The sequence below is a fragment of the Xenorhabdus hominickii genome (assembly GCF_002632725.1).
Lineage (GTDB): Bacteria > Pseudomonadota > Gammaproteobacteria > Enterobacterales > Enterobacteriaceae > Xenorhabdus > Xenorhabdus hominickii.
Genome location: NZ_NJAI01000001.1, coordinates 977319 through 998119, shown reverse-complemented (window position 1 = coordinate 998119; position 20801 = coordinate 977319). Strand labels below are relative to the sequence as shown.

General features: G+C 44.7%; 17 protein-coding genes. 6 read left to right on the top strand and 11 right to left on the bottom strand.

Annotated elements, in window-relative coordinates; all coding sequences use genetic code 11:
* The first annotated feature begins 3 nt into the window (after positions 1 to 3).
* From Xhom_RS04515 to glnG, 4 genes are all read left to right on the top strand, one after another.
* Positions 4 to 1782: an RCC1 domain-containing protein gene (locus Xhom_RS04515; RefSeq protein ID WP_069317583.1), complete on the top strand. Its 1779-nt coding sequence runs from the start codon at positions 4 to 6 to the stop codon at positions 1780 to 1782.
* Between the two features lie 418 nt (positions 1783 to 2200).
* Positions 2201 to 3610, top strand: a complete 1410-nt coding sequence (gene glnA / locus Xhom_RS04510; RefSeq protein ID WP_069317582.1) for a glutamate--ammonia ligase — start codon at positions 2201 to 2203, stop codon at positions 3608 to 3610.
* Positions 3611 to 3820: 210 nt separating this feature from the next.
* Positions 3821 to 4870, top strand: a complete 1050-nt coding sequence (gene glnL, locus Xhom_RS04505) for a nitrogen regulation protein NR(II) (protein WP_069317581.1) — start codon at positions 3821 to 3823, stop codon at positions 4868 to 4870.
* A gap of 38 nt (positions 4871 to 4908) precedes the next feature.
* Entirely contained in the window at positions 4909 to 6339 is a 1431-nt protein-coding gene (gene glnG, locus Xhom_RS04500) for a nitrogen regulation protein NR(I) (protein WP_069317580.1), read from the top strand.
* Between the two features lie 175 nt (positions 6340 to 6514).
* Here the strand turns inward: glnG and hemN are convergent, their stop codons facing one another.
* Both hemN and yihI read right to left on the bottom strand, forming a co-directional pair.
* Positions 6515 to 7888, bottom strand: a complete 1374-nt coding sequence (gene hemN / locus Xhom_RS04495; protein ID WP_069317579.1) for an oxygen-independent coproporphyrinogen III oxidase — start codon at positions 7886 to 7888, stop codon at positions 6515 to 6517.
* 241 nt (positions 7889 to 8129) lie between these two features.
* Complete coding sequence (gene yihI, locus Xhom_RS04485; RefSeq protein ID WP_069317578.1) at positions 8130 to 8651, bottom strand: Der GTPase-activating protein YihI; 522 nt, start codon at positions 8649 to 8651, stop codon at positions 8130 to 8132.
* 192 nt (positions 8652 to 8843) lie between these two features.
* On the opposite strand from yihI, the gene Xhom_RS04480 reads away from it, so the two are divergent.
* Positions 8844 to 10313 carry a glycosyltransferase family 39 protein gene (locus Xhom_RS04480; RefSeq protein ID WP_069317577.1) on the top strand — a complete coding sequence of 490 codons (1470 nt, stop codon included), beginning with the start codon at positions 8844 to 8846 and terminating at the stop codon, positions 10311 to 10313.
* A 59-nt stretch (positions 10314 to 10372) separates the two neighbouring features.
* Here the strand turns inward: Xhom_RS04480 and Xhom_RS04475 are convergent, their stop codons facing one another.
* A complete protein-coding gene (locus tag Xhom_RS04475) occupies positions 10373 to 11710 on the bottom strand; it encodes an NCS2 family permease (RefSeq protein WP_069317576.1) in 1338 nt (445 codons plus the stop codon).
* 170 nt (positions 11711 to 11880) lie between these two features.
* Positions 11881 to 12450, bottom strand: coding sequence for a TetR/AcrR family transcriptional regulator (locus tag Xhom_RS04470; protein WP_069317575.1), 570 nt, complete (start codon positions 12448 to 12450; stop codon positions 11881 to 11883).
* Positions 12451 to 12558: 108 nt separating this feature from the next.
* Here Xhom_RS04470 and Xhom_RS04465 point away from each other — a divergent pair, with 108 nt between their 5' ends.
* Positions 12559 to 14040 (top strand): MFS transporter, encoded by a 1482-nt coding sequence (locus tag Xhom_RS04465; protein ID WP_069317574.1) that lies wholly within the window; start codon positions 12559 to 12561, stop codon positions 14038 to 14040.
* 45 nt (positions 14041 to 14085) lie between these two features.
* On the opposite strand, the gene Xhom_RS04460 is transcribed toward Xhom_RS04465, so the two are convergent.
* The 7 genes from Xhom_RS04460 to pstA form a co-directional block, all read right to left on the bottom strand.
* Complete coding sequence (locus Xhom_RS04460) at positions 14086 to 15279, bottom strand: hypothetical protein (protein WP_069317573.1); 1194 nt, start codon at positions 15277 to 15279, stop codon at positions 14086 to 14088.
* 434 nt (positions 15280 to 15713) lie between these two features.
* Entirely contained in the window at positions 15714 to 16457 is a 744-nt protein-coding gene (locus Xhom_RS04455; protein ID WP_069317572.1) for an amino acid ABC transporter permease, read from the bottom strand.
* 1 nt (position 16458) lies between these two features.
* Positions 16459 to 17196 (bottom strand): amino acid ABC transporter permease, encoded by a 738-nt coding sequence (locus Xhom_RS04450; RefSeq protein WP_069317571.1) that lies wholly within the window; start codon positions 17194 to 17196, stop codon positions 16459 to 16461.
* A 112-nt stretch (positions 17197 to 17308) separates the two neighbouring features.
* The gene (locus Xhom_RS04445) at positions 17309 to 18157 is read right to left on the bottom strand and encodes an ABC transporter substrate-binding protein (RefSeq protein WP_069317570.1); all 849 of its coding nucleotides are present in this window, start codon (positions 18155 to 18157) and stop codon (positions 17309 to 17311) included.
* 175 nt (positions 18158 to 18332) lie between these two features.
* The gene (gene phoU, locus Xhom_RS04440; protein WP_069317569.1) at positions 18333 to 19046 is read right to left on the bottom strand and encodes a phosphate signaling complex protein PhoU; all 714 of its coding nucleotides are present in this window, start codon (positions 19044 to 19046) and stop codon (positions 18333 to 18335) included.
* Between the two features lie 18 nt (positions 19047 to 19064).
* Positions 19065 to 19841, bottom strand: a complete 777-nt coding sequence (gene pstB, locus Xhom_RS04435; protein ID WP_069317568.1) for a phosphate ABC transporter ATP-binding protein PstB — start codon at positions 19839 to 19841, stop codon at positions 19065 to 19067.
* Positions 19842 to 19938: 97 nt separating this feature from the next.
* The gene (pstA, locus tag Xhom_RS04430) at positions 19939 to 20790 is read right to left on the bottom strand and encodes a phosphate ABC transporter permease PstA (protein ID WP_418384942.1); all 852 of its coding nucleotides are present in this window, start codon (positions 20788 to 20790) and stop codon (positions 19939 to 19941) included.
* Between the last annotated feature and the right edge of the window lie 11 nt (positions 20791 to 20801).

The window sequence follows — 20801 nt, the reverse complement described above, 5'->3', positions numbered from 1 at the left end:
ATTATGAGCGAAGAGCACCTCCTTCCAGCACCTATTATTACTCCAGTAAAAAATGGTGTTTTAACTATAGATAAATCTGCAACAGGGCAATTTATTGAAGTTCATATATCTGCCGATGGTATCATGACTGGTGAGCCCATAACTATTTACAACCTTACCGTAAATCCGATTCAAGAAACCGCGGGGTCATATAGGCCGAACAACCAGTTCGTGTACAGTATTGACCAAGCTGATATACAGTTAGGAAATATTGAAGTTTACTATGTAGTTAAAAACGACCTTGGCACGCCTACTGAGTCAAAAAAACAACCAATACTTGTTAAGGATAAATCGGCCACAACTCCAACTCACCCCGACGAACCCTTTATCGTCATGGGTGCCCGTTATGCCAATTATGCTATGGCTAATGACCTTGGAGCACCACAACGCTTAACTGCCTGGAGTCATGATGGTCAACCCCTTGCAGTAAGTTGGTCATATGTGGATGGAGCATCAAAGTTCTATTCACCTTTTGACTATAGCTCGTCTACATTTTTCTATGATAATGCTCCTAATCTAACTATTAGTGTTAGTCATCCCAGCAAAGGCTCTCTAACGATAAATCCAATTAATGTCTTTGGGAACGGAGGCATTGATAGTGACTACCCTTCCGCTTTCGCGGCGTTCCTCAACGACAATAGCATGGTAGGTTGGGGAGGACCTTTCGGTAGTTCCACTACTGCAAGTAACATTAATTCCCTTACCACATGCGGATCAGCCTATGCAGCCCTACAATCAGTTGGAAACGAGAATTCACGTATCATGTGTTGGGGAATGGACGTTCCTAATAATTTAAGCGGTAGTGCTCCGTTCCAAAATTTAGGTGCTGGTCACTCTAGCTTTGCCGTTCTCAATGCTAACGGATACACTATGCATGTCTGGGGGGAGCTGACTGGCTCTTGGTCTATTGGTATGGACGAATATATTTATATCGGAAATAAATATAATTTTTTCGGCTATACTACGTATGGTAGTTTAGAGAGCTGGCCAGAACAAATTGTGGGTCAACCAGGGTCTGCGCTACCTCCTGTAGGAAATTACACAAACTTACGTTATGTTTCAACAATACCTGCTGGGAACTGCTGCTTCATAACTCAAGACGGTACTCCGGGACTGTGGGGGCTGGATATTCCGAGCAACGATCCAGTTGGTCATGCAGATCCGTATTACTCCTACACACTAGCTACCCCACCTAGCTTCGCCGCGCCAAAGAATTTAATAAAATTCAACGGAGTTACAGATCCGACCGGCAAGGTGATGGTCTGTGGATTGGGAATGTTCCCAGATGCTAGTGGTGATAGTGAAATGATATCATGGTACTTCCAAGACCGTAATGATTCGGCGATAACTAGAACGATACGCTCCGTAGACATATCAATCAGTCATACTCTATTGTATTTACTGAATAGCGATCATTCAGTCATGTTATCTGCTCCCGATGCTCCCGATCCAATTGTTCAAGGGCTCCAAGATGTCGTTCAAGTAACATGTTCAGCTAGTGCGTATGCAGCATTGAAAATAGATGGCACAGTCGTCACTTGGGGAGATGCTGAATATGGTGGTGATTGTTCAGCAGTTCAAGGCGACCTGAAAAATGTAAGGGCTATCTATGCAACAGGAAAAGCATTTGTTGCTCTGACAGCAGATAAAAAAGTCGTTATTTGGGGTAACCCCGGTGGTGGATGGGATACCAGTGAGATAACATCATTATTAGGTGAAAAACTGACCTATTATAAGGATTAATATAATATCTGATACCAGTGTAATCATCAGGTTACTCTAAACTAACAGGCGCAATTGACGTTGATTCTATATAACCGATTGCGCCTTATTACGATATATATTCGCTATTATACACCTTCCTTGATTCCCTCAACGTTGAGTCAATCCCCAGGCGCACCATTTCAGTGCATTTCTGTTTGTCAGAATCCCTAATTTGGGGCAAATGTACTTAAAACTGTGCGTTTACCTCATTAGTTTTTACCTCACTAAAATTAACCAATTGATATTTAATAATTTATTAAAACTGGCACACTTTTCGCATTTCTCTTTGCAATAGAAATTTTACAAAAATTGATCGTACAGAGATGCACACCTCTTTAAGATAAAGCGGTATCCTTGCATTGTTTTATCAGGCCGGCGTAAACCAGGAGAGTTCAGTATGTCCATTGAGCATGTTTTGTCCTTGATTGAAGAACATCAGGTGAAGTTTATTGACTTACGTTTTACTGACACCAAAGGTAAAGAACAACATATCACTATCCCTGCCCACCAGATTGATGAAGATTTCTTTGAAGATGGCAAAATGTTTGATGGTTCCTCTATTGGTGGATGGAAAGGTATTAATGAGTCCGACATGGTGTTAATGCCAGACCCCAGCACCGCAATACTTGATCCATTCTTTAAAGATGCCACGCTGATTATACGTTGCGATATTCTGGAACCCGGCACTATGCAAGGGTATGGCCGTGATCCGCGTTCCATCGCCAAACGCGCAGAAGATTTTCTGCGTGCAAGTGATATTGCAGATACGGTGTTATTCGGGCCAGAACCTGAGTTTTTCCTATTTGATGATATTCGTTTCGGTAATTCCATCTCCGGCTCTTATTATCATATTGATGATACCGAAGCAGCGTGGAACAGTGGTACACGTTATGAAAACGGTAACAAAGGTCATCGTCCAGGAGTTAAAGGCGGTTATTTTCCTGTTCCTCCGGTGGATTCCTCTCAGGATCTCCGTTCAACCATATGCCTGACGATGGAAAAAATGGGTCTGGTGGTTGAAGCCCACCATCATGAAGTCGCGACTGCCGGGCAAAATGAAGTCGCAACCCGCTTTAATACAATGACCAAAAAAGCAGATGAAACTCAGATTTATAAGTATGTGGTTCATAACGTTGCCCATAAATTTGGCAAGACCGCTACATTTATGCCAAAACCGTTAGTGGGAGATAACGGCTCTGGTATGCACTGCCACATGTCTCTGTCCAAAAATGGAACGAATCTATTTGCAGGTGATAAGTATGGTGGTTTGTCCGAACTGGCTCTGTACTATATCGGCGGTATTATCAAACATGCCCGTGCGTTAAATGCTTTCACCAATCCAACCACCAATTCATACAAGCGGTTGGTACCCGGTTTTGAAGCTCCGGTCATGTTGGCGTATTCTGCCCGTAACCGTTCCGCCTCTATCCGTATTCCGGTTGTGGCAAGTGCAAAAGCGCGCCGTATCGAAGTGCGTTTCCCTGACCCTGCTGCGAACCCTTATCTGGCTTTCTCTGCTTTATTGATGGCAGGTCTGGATGGCATCATCAACAAAATCCATCCCGGTGATGCGATGGATAAAAACCTATACGACCTGCCAGCAGAAGAAGCACAAGAGATCCCAACAGTAGCCTCTTCTCTGGAAGAAGCCGTAGCAGCACTGGATGCCGATCGGGAATTCCTGACACGCGGTGGTGTTTTCACTGATGATGCAATTGATGCTTATATCAAATTACTGCATGTTGAGATTGAACGCATCCGTATGACACCACATCCGCTGGAATTTGAACTCTATTACAGTGTGTAATTATTACATCCAGTAGATTTCAAGCTGATTTTTTGTTGCCGTGAAACTTTTAGCCCATCTTCGGATGGGCTCTTTTATCGAGCGTCCGTGCTCATACCCATGATGATGCACATTCTCGATAGCATAGAGAGAATAACGCGTAATTAGCAGAAGAACTCATCGAGTTATGCTTAAATAGGCTACAATGCACCAAAAAAGTGCAGAGATTGAATGACAATGGCTGATTTCCCAAACGCAGAACATGTTCTCGATTCACTGATAAACAGCGTGTTGGTGCTGGATAACGATTTAATTATCCGCTATGCCAATCATTCCGCTATGCAACTTATGGCACAAAGTACACATAAATTATTCGGAACGCCTCTTCCAGTCTTGTTTAGTTATATCTCACTGGATACTGAATTGATGCGTTCCAGTCTGATTGATGGTCATGGTTTTACCGATAACGAAGTCATTTTGGTGATCAATAATCACTCGCATGTGATGTCGCTCAGTGCCCAACCGATTTCCGAACAGTTTATTCTGCTGGAACTGGCGCCTATGGACAGTCAACGCCGGTTAAGCCAAGAGCAGATACAACAAGCACAGCAGGCGGCTGCTCGGGAATTGGTTCGGGGGCTGGCACATGAAATCAAAAATCCCCTTGGCGGGCTACGGGGAGCAGCACAACTCCTTGCCAAAGCGCTGCCCGAACCGTCTTTGCGGGAATATACTCAAGTTATCATTGAACAGGCTGACAGGTTACGTGCCCTTGTTGATCGATTACTGGGGCCACAGCATCCGGGAACTCAAACCCGCCAGAGCATCCACCATGTGGTCGAACGGGTTTATCAATTAGTTTCACTGGAAATGCCCGCGAATGTTACGTTGCTCAAAGATTATGATCCGAGCTTGCCAGAGCTATCCCATTATCCTGACCAAATTGAGCAGGTACTACTGAATATTACCCGTAATGCTTTACAGGCTCTGAGCAAAAAAGACGGTACTATCACACTGCGGACGCGTACAGCATTCCAAATTACCTTAAAGGGTGAGCGCTACCGCTTAGCAGCCAGAATTGATATTGAAGACAACGGGCCGGGTATCCCACCCAATATTCAAGATACGCTTTTTTACCCGATGGTCAGTGGACATGAAGGTGGCACTGGACTTGGGCTATCAATCGCCCGTAATCTTATCGATCAACATCATGGCAAAATCGAATTCACCAGTTGGCCGGGACATACCGAATTTTCTATTTACCTGCCTATTAAGAAATAACAGAGCGAAAGTAACCGATCAATAAGTAGAGGGTGACAATGCAACGAGGAAAAGTCTGGATCGTTGATGATGATAATTCTATCCGTTGGGTACTTGAACGGGCGCTGAGTGGTGCAGGAATGGAGTGTACCAGTTTTGAAAACGCAGATACTGTACTGTCAGCACTATCACAAAGCTGCCCGGAAGTTCTGCTGTCAGATATCCGTATGCCCGGCTTGGATGGGCTGAGCCTGCTCAATCAGATAAAACAGAGCCATCCACAGCTTCCTGTCATCATTATGACTGCTCATTCAGATCTGGATGCTGCTGTCAGTGCTTATCAACACGGTGCGTTTGATTATCTGCCAAAACCCTTCGATATTGATGAAACCGTTGCGCTGGTTGAACGGGCACTAAGTCACTATCGCGAACAATGTCAATCTACCTCCAATCCGCAAGTAGCGGTATCCGTCTCCGATATGATCGGTGAAGCGCCAGCCATGCAAGAGGTATACCGGATTATTGGCCGGCTTTCCCGTTCCTCCATCAGCGTGTTAATTAACGGAGAATCCGGCACGGGGAAAGAGCTGGTTGCTCAAGCCCTGCACCGCCACAGCCCACGCGCAGCGGCACCTTTTATCGCCCTGAACATGGCCGCAATCCCGAAAGATTTGATTGAATCAGAACTGTTTGGTCACGAAAAAGGCGCTTTTACCGGCGCCAATCAGGTTCGTCACGGGCGTTTCGAACAAGCTAATAGCGGCTCTCTGTTTTTGGATGAGATCGGGGATATGCCGTTGGATATCCAAACCCGTTTACTGCGTGTATTGGCGGAAGGACAGTTCTATCGGGTTGGAGGTTATGCGCCCGTGAAGGTTGATGTGCGAATTATTGCTGCTACTCATCAAAACCTTGAACAACGGGTTACGGAAGGTAAGTTTCGGGAAGATCTCTATCATCGCTTGAATGTGATCCGCGTTCAGTTACCTCCCTTGCGGGACAGGGTGGAAGACATCCCCCGTCTGGCGTACCATTTTCTGCAACAAACCGCCAAAGAGCTGGGCGTTGAAGCCAAAGTACTCCATCCTGATACTGAACTGGCCTTGATGCGTTTGCCGTGGTCAGGGAATGTTCGCCAGTTGGAAAACGTCTGCCGTTGGCTGACCGTGATGGCCGCCAGCAAAGAAATATTGATGCAGGATCTTCCTGCTGACTTACTTGAAAAGAAAACGGTGGAGCCGAATGATGCCCCCCCGGCTTCCCGTTCTGCACAAGCTGAACATTGGTCACAACAATTAGCAATTTGGGCTGAACGCGCTTTGAAAGAGGGAAAAACCGACCTTCTTTCTGATGCACTCCCGTTACTGGAACGCACTTTACTTCATTGTGCACTGGAACATACCAATGGCCATAAACAGGAAGCCGCCCGCTTACTTGGATGGGGAAGAAATACGATAACGCGGAAATTGAAGGAATTGGGGTTGGAGTAGCTCGTTTACAGACTATTATGGAGTAAATGTTCTATTACTGAGCAAATATTCGGAGAGATCCACAAATTGAGTTAAGAGCGACTCATCATTTGTGACTAATACTACCCCTTCACATATAGCTTGAGCCATAAGCATGAGATCGAAGGGGGGTCTCTGTGTGAAACATTACAAGCCATCATATCACCCGCGAAAACTGCCGCTGACGCATTTGGTTACGCAGATAACTATCAAAACACATACAAATATTACGGATCAGCAAACGCCCTTTTGGGGATGCCTTAATATGAAACTCCGTCACTTCAATCAGGCCATCCTCAGCCAATGGCGCCAGCAATTGCAGATCTTCGGCAAAATAATCAGCAAAGTTCAGCGTATAACGCTGCTCAATATCCTCAAAGTTCAGCCGGAAGTTACAAATCAAATCCTTGATCACATCACGACGAATGCAATCATCCTGCGTCAATGCCAAACCACGCCACAACGCATTGCCTTGAGTTGATACCGTAGCATAGTAGGTTTTGAGATCTTTCTGGTTTTGCGCGTAGCTGTCTCCCAACATACTGATAGCAGAAACACCCATACCCAATAAATCACATTCTCCCTGCGTGGTGTATCCCTGAAAATTACGGTGCAACACACCTTCGCGCTGAGCAATCGCCAATTCATCATCAGGGCGGGCGAAGTGATCCATGCCAATAAACTGATAACCATTGCCTGTCAGGGTTGAAATCGTTCCCTGCAAGATATCCAGCTTCTGCGTTGCACTCGGTAAATCTTGTTCTTTGATCTTACGCTGTGCCGCAAACAAATTCGGCAAGTGGGCGTAGTTGAATACACTTAAGCGATCGGGTGACAACGCCAGCACTCGCTGCAATGTAAAGGCAAAACTCTCGGGTGTCTGCTTTGGCAAGCCATAAATCAAATCAATGCTGGTGGATGTAAAACCGGTTTCACGAGCACGGTTGACCAGTTTGAAGATAAAATCCTCGTCTTGCTCTCGGTTGACCAGACGCTGGACCTCTTTATTAAAATCCTGCACGCCCATGCTCAGGCGGTTAAAACCTTCCTGACGCAGATGGTCAATCATATCGAGTTCAATTTCACGCGGGTCAATTTCAATAGAGAGTTCAGCATCAGGCAGAAAGCTGAAGTGACTGCGCAACATTGACATCAATCGGCTTATCTGTGCTTTATCCAGATAAGTCGGTGTTCCTCCCCCCCAATGCATTTGGCTGACTTTGCGCTGGGAAAACAATTTAGCTCGGGCTGAAATCTCTTTTTCCAACACATCCAGATACTCATCCGCCTTATGCTTCTGGCGAGTGACCAGCTTATTGCAGCCACAGAAATAACACAGCTTATGGCAGAACGGGATGTGGATATAGAGGGAAAGCGGGCGATCGGGATAACGCGCGGCAGCCTGTACAAACGCAGTATTGTCGTACTGCGGGTTAAACTCCAATGCCGTTGGATATGAAGTATAACGAGGCCCTGAATAATTGTATTTTTGGATCAAAGGCAGATCCCAAACGATGGCTTGCTCTGACATGCTTATTCCTTCCGCTGTTTTCGCCCAGCAAAACATGACTTTTTCATGGAGTTGAAATGTCGTGCCTTGATGATACGTCGCAACCGACGCTTACGTCGCAATAGCCACGATAGTCTACCTAATAACCATAATAAATAACATACTAATACTATGGTTATTAGTATTGTAGTTATTGATTTTACAGTTATCAGGGTGGAACCCGCCTTTTATCCTCGATGCTTGAAACTTATTGCTGTGGGAATTACTTACCCTTCAACAATTGCATAATATCTTCCTGCTTTTCCTCTTCGCTGTCATCTTCTTCCAAATTAATACCCAACTCTTCCATCAGGGTATCAATGCGATCAAGCATGCTATCGACATAGGTATTGTCTTCCAGCGACAGCGTTTCACCTTGTTCAAGACGTGCCAGCAGGTCATCCAGACGCTCATCATTTTCCAACATACTCAGCTCTTCCTGCGGTGACAGGCGCGGCTTCGCTTTCTCCACAACCGGCTTAACCGCTGGTTTCACCATCGCTGCTTTTTCACCGACGATCAGAGGAACCGAAACTTTACTGCCGATACGCGGATCTTTTTCCTGCTTGGCTGCTGAACGATTTTTATTGCTGCCATCACCGTTACTACGAGTGCCAGTAGCATTACCACGGCGTTTTTTCTGGCGCTTACGCTCACGACCTTCGGCATCCAATTCTGCGCGGCTTTTTCTTTTCTGCTTACCAGCAGAAGGCTTTGCTGGTGATTTTTTCTTTAACGGGCTCATAGTTTGTAACTCAACTCGCGTTTATCAAGATACTTTCGGCGGAATCTAACAGAAACTACCTTTAACATCCAATGGCATTCACTTATACCCTCGATCTTTCAAATTGCAACTCAAAATCTATTGGGTATCTCACTTGAATTTCAGCTAGTATTCTAAATAACTTTAACTCAAATATTATGATCATTAATCACAATGCATTTTTTTGATAATTCGTCTTATCGCATGCCATTGTATCTTTGGATCATTGGTTATGCTTTTTTATGGATAACAGCAAGCTATTCGCTCGATCCTACCGTTCCTTATGATGCCGTAGAAGCCTTGAATTGGGGCATAAATGGAGAATGGGGCTCACCCAAGAACCCGTGGTTAGTGGGTGTCATCATGCTACCTGCTATCCATATCAGCCAAATTTCGCTCAGCTTTTATTGGTATTTTACCCACTTTGTTGCCATTGCTATCGGCATGTTGGGTGTCTGGCATCTGGCTTTTCGGCTGACGGGTAAAATTGCATTGGCATGGCTTGCCATGCTAACGCTGAACCTATCCGGCATTATAAATTTTGATATTATTCCTTATAACGATAATTACCTTTTAGTCATGCTCTGGCCGTGGTCTTTGCTGTTTTTCCTGCGTGCCATTGATGACCACCCCAAATGGTGGCTGGCATTCGCCCTCACTACGGGGTTAGCAACGATGGGTAAATACTCCTCACTTGCCATTATCGGCAGTGTCTTTTTACTCTCGCTATTTGTACCCAAAGTGCGACGTAATTATCGGGAGCCGCTGTTTTATCTCGCTATCGTGGTGTGGTTTGCGCTCGTATTACCGAATGTCTGGTGGCTGGTACATAACGACTTCGTTGCCTTCAAGTGGGTAGATTCCCAGATTCAGCAAGGTTTCAACCTACATACCACCAGCGCCGTGCTTTCCGTGTTCTATCCGTTAATTATCCTCAGTATGATTATTTATCTGCTGGGTGGGCGGTTCGGCTGGCCAAAACAGCAATCCAACACATTGGCTAATATTGTTATCCTACTACCTTTACTGATTATTTATGGCTGGTTTTCCTTTAATCAGGGCGGACGCATGACCGAATGGGTACAGCCCTTTATGGTCGTTTCACCCGCGCTGTTGGTCGGCTCAATAACGGTATATCCTCGTAAGTCTCTGCAAGGTACACTACGCGGGTTAACGGTATTCGGGATACTGGTACTACTCGGCTATATTGGTGTGATGGCGGCTAATGTCCGTGACGCAGGGCAAAAGTTTGTTGGTATAAAATCCTTTACGCACCAACTTGATCAACGCTGGAACGAGTTGTATCCAATACCTTTATATTATGTTGGTGGGGAATATCTACATCAATGGCTAACGTTCTATAGCCAATATCGCCCAGAAACGATACAACCGTGGGAATTAGGCAATGATGCTCCGCCGAATATTTATAACCGCCATATCAAAGAGCAGGATATCGTAAAATATGGGGCGTTGCTGGTGGGTGATCGGGGCAAAAACTGCGCTGAGGAGGATTTCCAAGCGACTTTCAAGGATTGGCCAGCATTGAAGCTTAGCCATAAAGAAGAGTTTTCCTTTCAAGCCCAACCAAGTGCTGAGCTACAAACGGTTTGCGTGGGTTTTGTTGCACCTAAAAATATCCCATAACGAATAGATCCCCAATAAAACCTGACAGTATATGCACTGTCAGGTTTTATTAAGATCAGTTAGTGAACGTCCACAAACACCATTTTCAATACAAACAGTAATGTCACGACGATAACGCACGGGCCAATTTCACGCCATTTGCCGGTTCCCAGTTTCATGGCACAGTAGGCAATAAAACCAAGCGCAATGCCTTCAGTAATGGAGAAACTGAATGGCATCATCACCGCAGTAATGAATGCAGGTACGGATTCAGTCAGATCGTTCCATTTCACTTTTGTCAGGCTGGAGGTCATCAAAACACCGACATAAACCAGCGCTCCCGCTGTGGCATAAGCAGGGACCATACTCGCCAGCGGAGAGATAAACATCACCAGCAGAAACAAGATACCGACTACAATCGCCGTCAATCCAGTACGACCGCCAACAGAAACCCCAGAAGAACTTTCTATATACGCAGTAACCGACGATGTTCCAATGTAAGAACCCGCTACCGAGCTGATACTGTCCACATATAATGCTTGTTTCATACGTGGAAATTTGCCGCTACTGTCAGCGATACCCGCTTTATCCGTCACGCCAATCAACGTGCCAGAAGAGTCAAACAAGTTCACCAGCATGAACGAAAAAATAACGCCTGCCAACGCGACATCCAAAGCGCCTTTCACATCGACATTACCCACCACGCTCATCACATTGGGCGGTAAATCAAAAATACCGTGGTATTCCACATACCCCATCATGAAGCCGATACCCGTCGTTACCACGATGGAAATCAGCACCGCCGCGTGGAAATTTCGGGCTGCTAAAATGGCAATGATAAAAAAGCCCAATGTTCCCAACAGGACATTGTGGGAAGCGAAATTACCAATTGAGACGATCGTATCGGGATTTGGCACGATAATGCCGGCATTTTTCAGCCCCATCATGGCGATGAAAAGACCGATACCGCTGGTGATGCCCACACGCAGACTCAATGGAATATTGGCGATCATCCAGTAACGGACACGAAAGATAGTCAAGATCAACAACCCTACCGCCCCCCAGAAAATCGCCCCCATCGCTACCTGCCATGAAATACCCATCGCACCGACAACGACAAAAGCAAAAAACGCGTTAAGCCCCATAGCAGGTGCCACGGCAACAGGTAAATTCGCCATCAGTCCCATCAAAATACTGCCAACCGCAGCAATTAAACAGGTCGTGACAAATACTGCTTTAATATCCATTCCCGCAACGGCCAGAATTTGCGGGTTAACAAAAACGATATAAACCATAGTTAGAAACGTTGTCAGCCCGGCGATCATTTCGGTACGAACCGTCGAGCCATGTTCTTCTAATTTAAATACGCGTTGAAGCAAGCCCTGACGGTTTACAGGGCCAGAATTTACTGTGCTCATTGATATTTCAATTCCCAAAAGACGAAGTTTTCGACTTATCCTACAGGAAAGATATATAAATGGTTACTCCAAAATCGTAAAAAAAGAAAACGTTTGCTACCAGTATAATCAATAAGTTAAATAATATAATGATTCTTGAGGAGATTCATAAAGTGACGATATTTTATGCGTTATTTTTGCTGTTCCGTTGCAGAAGAATTTCTGAATGGCATGGAAGCAAGAATATCGCCGAATATATCCCGCCATTCATCTTCACCAATATCCATTAAGCCGAAGAAACGCAGAACAAATGCTCCCTCAGTAGCCAAAAAAGCTAAACGTGCCCGACGACCTTCTTCCGTCGTGGTATCCAATCCCTCTATACGCTGGCGATACCAAGTACGGGTCGATTCAAGATGTTCTGGTGTCTGTAGCAATCCCGCCAACAGGCCTGCCGCCTTTGCAGTCGATGCTTCATCTGATCGCATCGTCGCTTCAATGTGTGCTTGAACAGTGATCAAAGGCTCGGGAGCGTCCCCAGCGATTTCACGAAACTGTTCGTCATAATTCATTCCCCAGCGCTCAAACATCGCATCAATGAGTACATCTTTTGTACTAAAATTGTATTGCACACCGCCTTTGGTTATACCTACCGCTTTTGCAAGCGCGTCAATGGTGAGTGCAGAAGCTCCCTGTGTTGTGACGATTTGCTCCGCTGCATCAAGCAGCACTTCTCGGTCGATGGTTTTACGTCGTCCCATGTGAATCCCTTTTAATTAAATACGTATGTATTTATAATAAAATACAACAATTCCGTCAAAGTTAGGCTGGCGGATACTACGTCCTGAATCGTATTAGCGAGTTTTTTCATGAAATCCAATATCCGCTGGCTTGTGCTGGCTATCATTTCCAGCGCACTTTTCCTGATTGTCATTGATATGACAGTCCTCTACACCGCGTTGCCGCGACTGACTCATGATTTACGGGCTTCTGCTTCAGAGAAGCTGTGGATCATGAATGCTTATACCTTAACCATCGCAGGCCTGCTTCCAGCGACAGGGGCGCTGAGTGACCGTTTTGGCGCAAAAAAACTCTTCACTATTGGATTGGTTGTTTTCGGTGCAGCATCCATTATGGCTGCATTTTCCCCCAATCCCAACACTCTGATCGCCTCCCGCGTGGTTCTCGCCTTTGGGGCCGCCTTGATGATGCCAGCAACTCTCGCTATCATCCGCCAAACTTTTGAAGATCCGAATGAGCGCGCACTTGCCATCGGTATTTGGTCTGCCGTCGCTTCGGGGGGAGCTGCTCTTGGCCCTGTTATCGGCGGGTTACTGCTCGAATATTACTGGTGGGGATCCGTTTTCCTTATCAACGTTCCCATTGTTATCATCGCGCTTGGCTTTGCACTGGTCGTTATTTCTAAAAGCCGGAGTCATACAGATCACTCCTTTGATCTGATGGCTTCAGTGCAAATCATGATTGGCTTGGTGAGTATCACTTATGCGATCAAAGAATTAAGCAAACAAGCACCATCATTGCTTATCGCAGCAACAATGGGCACTGTAGGGATTATTTTCACAGCTATTTTCGTTCGCCGCCAGTTAAACTCATCAACCCCTATGATCGACTTCAACCTTTTCCTTAATCGTGCTTTCACCGCAGGAGCCATCGTAGCCTTTGTTTCCATGGCAGCACTGGTAGGCATGGAACTTGCCATCAGCCAATATTTCCAACTTGCCATGGGGCTATCTCCTTTGCAGGCAGGATTGTTCATTTTACCCATCCCAATTGCCTCTTTTTTTGCTGGCCCCTTGGCGGGGATTGCTATACCTAAATTTGGCTCAGAACGAATTATGTGGTTCTCTCTTACCCTTGCAGGGTTAGGCACTTTTGGTTACCTCTCGAGCCTACAAACAGGTCTCTTCGTACAAATAGCTGCACTTAGCATTATCGGATTTGGTATTGGTGCGGCAATGACTTCGGCTTCTACTGCCATTATGCTTAATGCACCAGAAAACAAGGCGGGCACCGCCGCTTCTATCGAAGAAATTGCATACGAATTGGGCAGTTTAATCGGGATAGCCGTTCTCGGTAGTCTCATGGTGACAATCTATTCTGCATCGTTCACCTTTCCCGCTGATATAAGCCACTCAGAACTGGCGCGAAACAGCATTGACGAGGCACTTATCATCGCAGAAGGGCTAAAAGGAGACACCGCACTGTCACTAGTCTATGCCGCAAAACAGGCTTTCAATCACTCATTCCTGTGGGTGCTAATCGTGTCAAGTATATTATTTTTACTAACCGCCATAGGGATCGCAGTATCCGGCAGAAGAAAGCACCACTAATTGGATAAATTGGAGGTACGAGCTACCATGCCCTGTGCCTCCAATTTATTGGATATTATTTCTAATGACCTTATGCCAAGCTAAAAAACAGTGTAGTTCACTAAGGTGACGACTGTAATATTCAGTATTCAGCATAAAAAATACCAATAAGAAATCGAAGGTAATAATCCCCAAAGATATATTGCTGTAATCCAGCCTTCCTAAAACGAATTTTAAACCCACGAGTAAAATAAAAATAATCATGAAAAAATAGCGGGCTAAAGTTAAAATTTTGAAGCCTAATGTCACTCCTCGATGAGTCAGTAAGATGGGTAAAGGAGAAAAGACAGTCACAACAGCAACTGCAAAAAATAAGATGGGTAGATCGTTTTTATTATCAAAGTTAGAAAACAGCATAAATGTCCCTATCACATAAGCCTTAATCAATAAGATTGTAGCCAATGCTGTCATTAATAACGCTTTTTTTGACATATCGAAATCCAACAGATGCTGATATTTATTTAATCTTTTTTCTGTCAGCAACGCAGGATCATTTCTTTCCATTCGCTGATTAAGTTCATAACTTGTTTTCAGTGTACGATTGAGGTTTATGTTTAACACACAATACTGCCAAAACAGAGTGAATAGGTTTCTCTTTTGAGGAGCCTTGTGTTCTTCTATAGCATCAAGCTCACTGTTTATTTGCTTTCTCAGGATATGATTCGTCGTTTTGAACCACAAAATTTCTGTCATAGCTTGGGAAAAAGCCTCACTGTTAATGATCACTCGGTTAGAGAAGAAATTAAAAAATACGATGATCAACAAATACCATTCGTGGTGCATATAATAAACAAAATAATCAAGCAGAAGAATGGTCATTGCAAGGATAATACTTGATGAATTCAACGTATTCAGAGCTTTTAAAGCAGAAAGATTTCCTCTGTAGACATAGAGTGTCAATAAGGAAATGACTGAAATAATAAACATACTGGCGGAACGTTGTAATCCCGCAGCATCAGAAGAAAAGTAAAAACCATAAAATACAATAACCAACGTCAGATAAGAAACAAATATCAGTATCGGGAATAAAGCCAGTAAGATACTTTCTTCTGAAGAGCGACTGATGGTTATTTTGTCTTTAAGACTGATAAAGTTAGGATCGTCGCTTAGCAAACCATCATTTTTCCCTAATCTGTTATTTATATTTTCATATAATTTAACTATCGTCTTAAAGTTATTATTCGACAATATATAATTCATATATTTCACTCCCTTAATAAATTTTACTTTACTGAAATTTTTTCACTCTCTTATTTCACAACATTTTTGATGCAAAATCTCCTTTACATATTTACTATATTTACCCTAATGACCTAATAATTCATCCTATCATTATTAAATAATGAAAGTGTTATTCTAAAGCATTTCATATCAATACTATAAAAATCATGGTAGCAATCCAGTGTATCAGCAGCTATTTCTTTAAAACTGATATTGACGGCACTGTGAGGTTCCAAAAGACTTGAATACTATAATTTAGGCAGGTTATGTTCATCAAATTTATTTCCTAATGGTGATGTGACTTTTTTATTTTGATACCCCATTTAAATTATCTCCTTTGACTGCTATTTTAGTTCCCCGCCTTCTGGCAGGGAACTAAATACAATCGTAAAAATGGCTTATTTAGCCAGAGATTAACTTTGCGGAATGACGTTCAATGTTTTTTTACGCCAGAATCGGAAGAAAGGTGTTTTTTCCCGTCTTACCGAAAAACGACGGGCAATGTGACCGGCAATCAACTCCAATGATAAACACATCACAAAATAAACCAGTGCAACAAATAAAAAGACTTCCATCGGATAAACCATACTGCGGTTATTAACCTGTGTTGCCAAAAATGATAATTCCGCCACGCCGACAATATAAGCCAATGAGGTATCTTTGATTAGTGCAATCCATTGATTGATAAATGAAGGCACCATCATGCGTAATGCCTGCGGTAAAACGATATACCACAGCACTTCCCAGTGGTTAAATCCCAGTGACAATCCCGCACGCCACTGGCCTTCACCAATCGCCAAAATCCCCGCTTTGACGCCATGCGCCAAGTAAGCCGAAGTAATCAACGCCAGTGCACAAACAACGGTAGTGATTTCAGGAATTTCCATGCCCAATACGACGGGCAGCAGAAAGTATGTCCAGAAAATCAGCATAATGACCGGAATTGCGCGGAAGAACCCCAGTACTGCCGCCAGTAAGTTAGCCCAGAAACCACGCAGCATCGCCAATGCGATACCTGCGGCCGTCCCCAATACGATGGAGATCGCTCCCGCCATGATACTGATTGCCAGCGTCAATGCCGCTCCTTCCAATGGCCCGTCAGGAAAGGTTCCCAATAGCAAATAGCGCCAATTTTCTGCGATAACGGTAAAGTCCATATTAATATCCTCTCGCTAATGTTCTCTGCTGACGCCATTGTCCCCAGCCTTCCATGACGGCAATAATCGCGATATAAAGCGCCGTCGCAACGCCAAATGCTTCAAAGGTTTGCAAGGATTGGGTTTCTACTTGGCGGGAAGCATAGGAAAGTTCTGCCACACCAATCGCCATCGTTAATGAAGAGTTTTTGACGATATTCATATATTGCCCCAACAAAGGTGGCATGGCGATTTTCAATGCCTGCGGCAACACAACATGACGCATGGATTGCCAGCCTGTTAAACCCAAGGCATAAGCGGCGTATTTTTGTCCACGTCCGACACCCTGAATACCTGCGCGTAATTCTTCAGCCACAAAAGGGGCTGAATAGAGAGTCAGGCCAATAAATCCTGCCAAAAATTCAAAGGATGGCCATTCCACAGCCAAGCCTAAAACCGTCACTTCATGAGGCGTATTCAGCCATATCATCGCCTCTTGTGGCAGAATCTGGCCAGATGCGAAATACCAGAAAAACAGCTGAACCAACAGAGGGGTGTTACGAAATACGGTGGTATAAGCCGTGACCAGCCAGTGCAATGGCTTAATTTGACTGTTCCGCACAGCGGAAATCACAAAGCCCAGTAAAGTGGAAGCGGCAATGGCACAGGCAGAGAGCCACAGGGTGATTATAAATCCCTGCCAGAGCCATCGCAGGTATTCAGGCGCTAATAAGTGCTCGGTAAGAAATTGCTCAAACATATCATTCACCACACATATCTTTCATCATCTATTGGGTATAAACAAACAGCAAAGCCCCGCAGTGGTGGCGGGGCTGGTTTCAAACGTATTCTAAAAAGAGGCGAAAGGAAAATCAGGGTTTTGCCTGGCTCTCCAATGATGCGAATTTAAAGTCACCTCGTGGCTGAGCAGATTTAGTTTCCGGGCCAAACCAGCGGTTATAAATTTTCTCCGCTTCACCCTCTTTTTCCAATTTCAGTAAGGTCTGGTTCACGGTATCAATCAGTCTTTCTTCCCCTTTGGAAGCCGCTACTGCCTGATATTCTCGGGTAATGCTGAATGGCGAAATTTCAAAATCTGCTTTTTGCGCGTCAGGTACGTTTGCCAGCAAACCAACCAGTTTCGCATCATCCTGCGTGATTGCCTGAACATTACCATTTCTCAGGGCAGCAAATGCCAGTGGTGTATCATCATAAGAGATGACTTTGGCTGTAGGATAACGCTCGCGCAGTGTGATTTCCTGCACGGTTCCCTTGTCCGCCCCAATACGCAGTTTGGCGATATCGTCAGGGCTGGTCAGCACGCCTTTACGGGCAATAAATTTCTGGCCTGTAGCAAAATAAGGAATGGAGAAATTAACTTGCTTTGCACGTTCGTCGGTGATCGTGAAGTTAGCAGCAATTAGGTCAATTTTCTTGGAAGAGAGCAGAGGAATGCGGTTTGCAGGGTTGGTTGGACGTAGTTCCAATTTCACCCCTAAATCACTGGCAATGGCGTTGGCAATATCCACATCATAACCTGCCAGCTTTTTCGTTTTAGGATCGATAAAACCAAATGGTGGGTTACTGTCGAATACCGCAATGCGTACCGTACCGGCTTTTTTAATGTCATCGAGTTTATCTGCCTTTGCTACACCAGAGACTAAGGTCAGACTAGCCAGCAGCGCCGTAACCGCTACGCGAGATTTATTGCGAAATTTCATTGAACACCCCTGTTGGTAATAAGTTCTTATATGACCAGCAAAAGCTATCAATTTCACTATAGCACTTGAAATAATATAAAATACTATATTTATACTAATTAAGAATAATCAAATAAGAAAATGCTGGTTTTTCTCACCAGCATTTTCACGAGATAAGAATATTGAGATAAGACTATTATTCTTTGGTCAGTAATTTTTCCAACTTATCACCGCCAACGTGACGGAAATCCTGACCCTTAACGTAATAGAAGATAAATTCACAAATATTCTGGCAACGATCGCCAATACGCTCAATCGATCGGGCACAGAAGAGTGCAGTCATAACATTCGGGATAGTTCTGGGATCTTCCATCATGTAGGTCATTAGCTGGCGGACAATGCCTTCGTATTCCTGATCCACTTTTTTATCTTCATGATAAATACGAATGGCTTCTTCCAGATCCATGCGGGCAAACGCATCCAAGACATCGTGCAACATTTGAATGGTGTGGCGCCCCAACGATTCCAGACTGACCAGCAAAGATTGTTGTTGATGTGAAAATTTCTCAAGTGCAGTCTGGCAGATTTTATTGGCAACGTCCCCAATGCGCTCCAGTTCCGCAATGGTCTTTGAGATAACCATAATCAGACGCAGATCGCTGGCAGTCGGCTGACGTTTTGCAATGATTCGGACGCAGGCTTCATCAATCGACACTTCCATCATATTTACTTTCTGATCATCCTCTATCACTTGTCGCGCCAGTTCTTCGTCCTGATTGTGCATTGCCAGAATGGCTTTACTGAGCTGTTCTTCCACCAGCCCGCCCATCGTCATCAATTCTGTGCGAATATGCTCCAGCTCAGCATTGAACTGGCCGGAGATGTGTTTGCTGAGATTCAGGTTGTCCATATTATGCTATACCCCATATCAACCGTAACGACCCGTAATATAATCTTCGGTCTGTTTCATCTTCGGAGTGGTGAATAATCTGTCGGTATCACTGAATTCAATTAATTCACCAAGATACATAAATGCCGTGTAATCGGAACAACGCGCTGCCTGCTGCATGTTGTGGGTGACAATCACTACGGTATATTCCGATTTCAACTCACTGATCAGTTCTTCAATACGTCCTGTAGAGATCGGGTCAAGTGCCGAACAAGGTTCATCCAGCAATAAGACCTCAGGACGAATCGCAATACCACGCGCGATGCACAAGCGTTGCTGCTGGCCACCGGAAAGGCTATATCCGCTCTGGTGCAATTTATCTTTGGTTTCGTTCCATAAGGCCGCCTTTGTCAGCGCCCATTGAACACGTTCGTCCATCTCCGTCCTGAGTAGCTTTTCAAACAAGCGCACCCCGAAAGCAATATTGTCGTAAATTGACATCGGAAATGGCGTCGGTTTCTGAAAAACCATCCCAACTTTAGCACGCAACAATGCAATATCTTGCTTATCCATCAGGATATTAGTGCCATCCAGAATAATTTCACCTTCTGCCCGTTGTTCACCGTACAGTTCATACATTTTGTTGAAAGTACGCAGCAAGGTCGATTTACCACATCCCGACGGCCCGATAAATGCCGTTACTTTATTCTGTGCAATATCCAGCGAGATGTTTTTCAGTGCGTGAAATTTGCCGTAATAAAAGTTCAGATCACGTACCTGAATTTTGCTTCCTGCAATGTCATTAGCCTTATTCATTAATGCGTCTCTCTTAGATACTCTTTATCTATCGTTTTTCAGGTTGCAGCTTGGTTGGCTGCATCTTGAAATTCATTGGATATTAACGTTAAAAATATTAGTGCTTCTTATTTGTAAATAGCACACGTGCCACAATGTTAATCAGCAATACGCACAGAGTGATAAGTAATACCCCAGCCCATGCCAATTGCTGCCAGTCAGAGAATGGACTCATGGCAAATTTGAAGATCGTGACAGGCAGGTTAGCTATCGGCTGGTTAAGATCCGTACTCCAGAACTGGTTGGAAAGTGAAGTAAACAGCAACGGGGCAGTTTCACCGGCAATACGAGCGATCGCCAGTAATATGCCAGTAATAATGCCGGATATTGACGCTTTCAATGTAATTGCTGAGATCATCTTCCATTTTGGTGTACCCAACGCATAAGCCGCTTCACGCAGATTATCCGGCACCAGTTTCAGCATGTTTTCCGTTGTACGGATAACGATGGGGATCTGTAATAGTGCCAGCGCAATTACTCCCGCCCAACCGGAGAAATGTTGCACTTTCGCCACGACTACTGTGTAGACAAACAGACCGACGACAATCGAAGGTGCTGATAAAAGAATGTCATTGATAAAGCGAATAATTTCTGCCAGCCATGAACGGCGGCCATATTCCGCGAGATAGATCCCCGCCATAATGCCCAGTGGCGTACCAAACACGGTTGCCCAGAAGATGAGCAATCCACTACCGACAATGGCGTTTGCCAGCCCGCCGCCCTCGGTATTCGGTGGTGGTGTCATTTCCGTAAACAAGGCCAGCGACATGCCATCAATGCCTTTGGTTACAGTGGAGACTAAAATCCAGACCAGCCAGAACAAGCCAAACGCCATCGTTGCCATCGACAGCATCAAGGCAATGCGGTTTTTCTGGCGACGCCATGACTGCATGCGGAGTCTGGCTTTCATATCAACTTCAG

Coding starts and splice junctions, on each gene's coding strand:
- Xhom_RS04515 (WP_069317583.1), top strand. CDS start 4: ATGAGCGAAGAGCACCTCCTTCCAGCACCTATTATTACTCCAGTAAAA.
- glnA (WP_069317582.1), top strand. CDS start 2,201: ATGTCCATTGAGCATGTTTTGTCCTTGATTGAAGAACATCAGGTGAAG.
- glnL (WP_069317581.1), top strand. CDS start 3,821: ATGACAATGGCTGATTTCCCAAACGCAGAACATGTTCTCGATTCACTG.
- glnG (WP_069317580.1), top strand. CDS start 4,909: ATGCAACGAGGAAAAGTCTGGATCGTTGATGATGATAATTCTATCCGT.
- hemN (WP_069317579.1), bottom strand. CDS start 7,888: ATGTCAGAGCAAGCCATCGTTTGGGATCTGCCTTTGATCCAAAAATAC.
- yihI (WP_069317578.1), bottom strand. CDS start 8,651: ATGAGCCCGTTAAAGAAAAAATCACCAGCAAAGCCTTCTGCTGGTAAG.
- Xhom_RS04480 (WP_069317577.1), top strand. CDS start 8,844: ATGCATTTTTTTGATAATTCGTCTTATCGCATGCCATTGTATCTTTGG.
- Xhom_RS04475 (WP_069317576.1), bottom strand. CDS start 11,710: ATGAGCACAGTAAATTCTGGCCCTGTAAACCGTCAGGGCTTGCTTCAA.
- Xhom_RS04470 (WP_069317575.1), bottom strand. CDS start 12,450: ATGGGACGACGTAAAACCATCGACCGAGAAGTGCTGCTTGATGCAGCG.
- Xhom_RS04465 (WP_069317574.1), top strand. CDS start 12,559: ATGAAATCCAATATCCGCTGGCTTGTGCTGGCTATCATTTCCAGCGCA.
- Xhom_RS04460 (WP_069317573.1), bottom strand. CDS start 15,279: ATGAATTATATATTGTCGAATAATAACTTTAAGACGATAGTTAAATTA.
- Xhom_RS04455 (WP_069317572.1), bottom strand. CDS start 16,457: ATGGACTTTACCGTTATCGCAGAAAATTGGCGCTATTTGCTATTGGGA.
- Xhom_RS04450 (WP_069317571.1), bottom strand. CDS start 17,196: ATGTTTGAGCAATTTCTTACCGAGCACTTATTAGCGCCTGAATACCTG.
- Xhom_RS04445 (WP_069317570.1), bottom strand. CDS start 18,157: ATGAAATTTCGCAATAAATCTCGCGTAGCGGTTACGGCGCTGCTGGCT.
- phoU (WP_069317569.1), bottom strand. CDS start 19,046: ATGGACAACCTGAATCTCAGCAAACACATCTCCGGCCAGTTCAATGCT.
- pstB (WP_069317568.1), bottom strand. CDS start 19,841: ATGAATAAGGCTAATGACATTGCAGGAAGCAAAATTCAGGTACGTGAT.
- pstA (WP_418384942.1), bottom strand. CDS start 20,790: ATGAAAGCCAGACTCCGCATGCAGTCATGGCGTCGCCAGAAAAACCGC.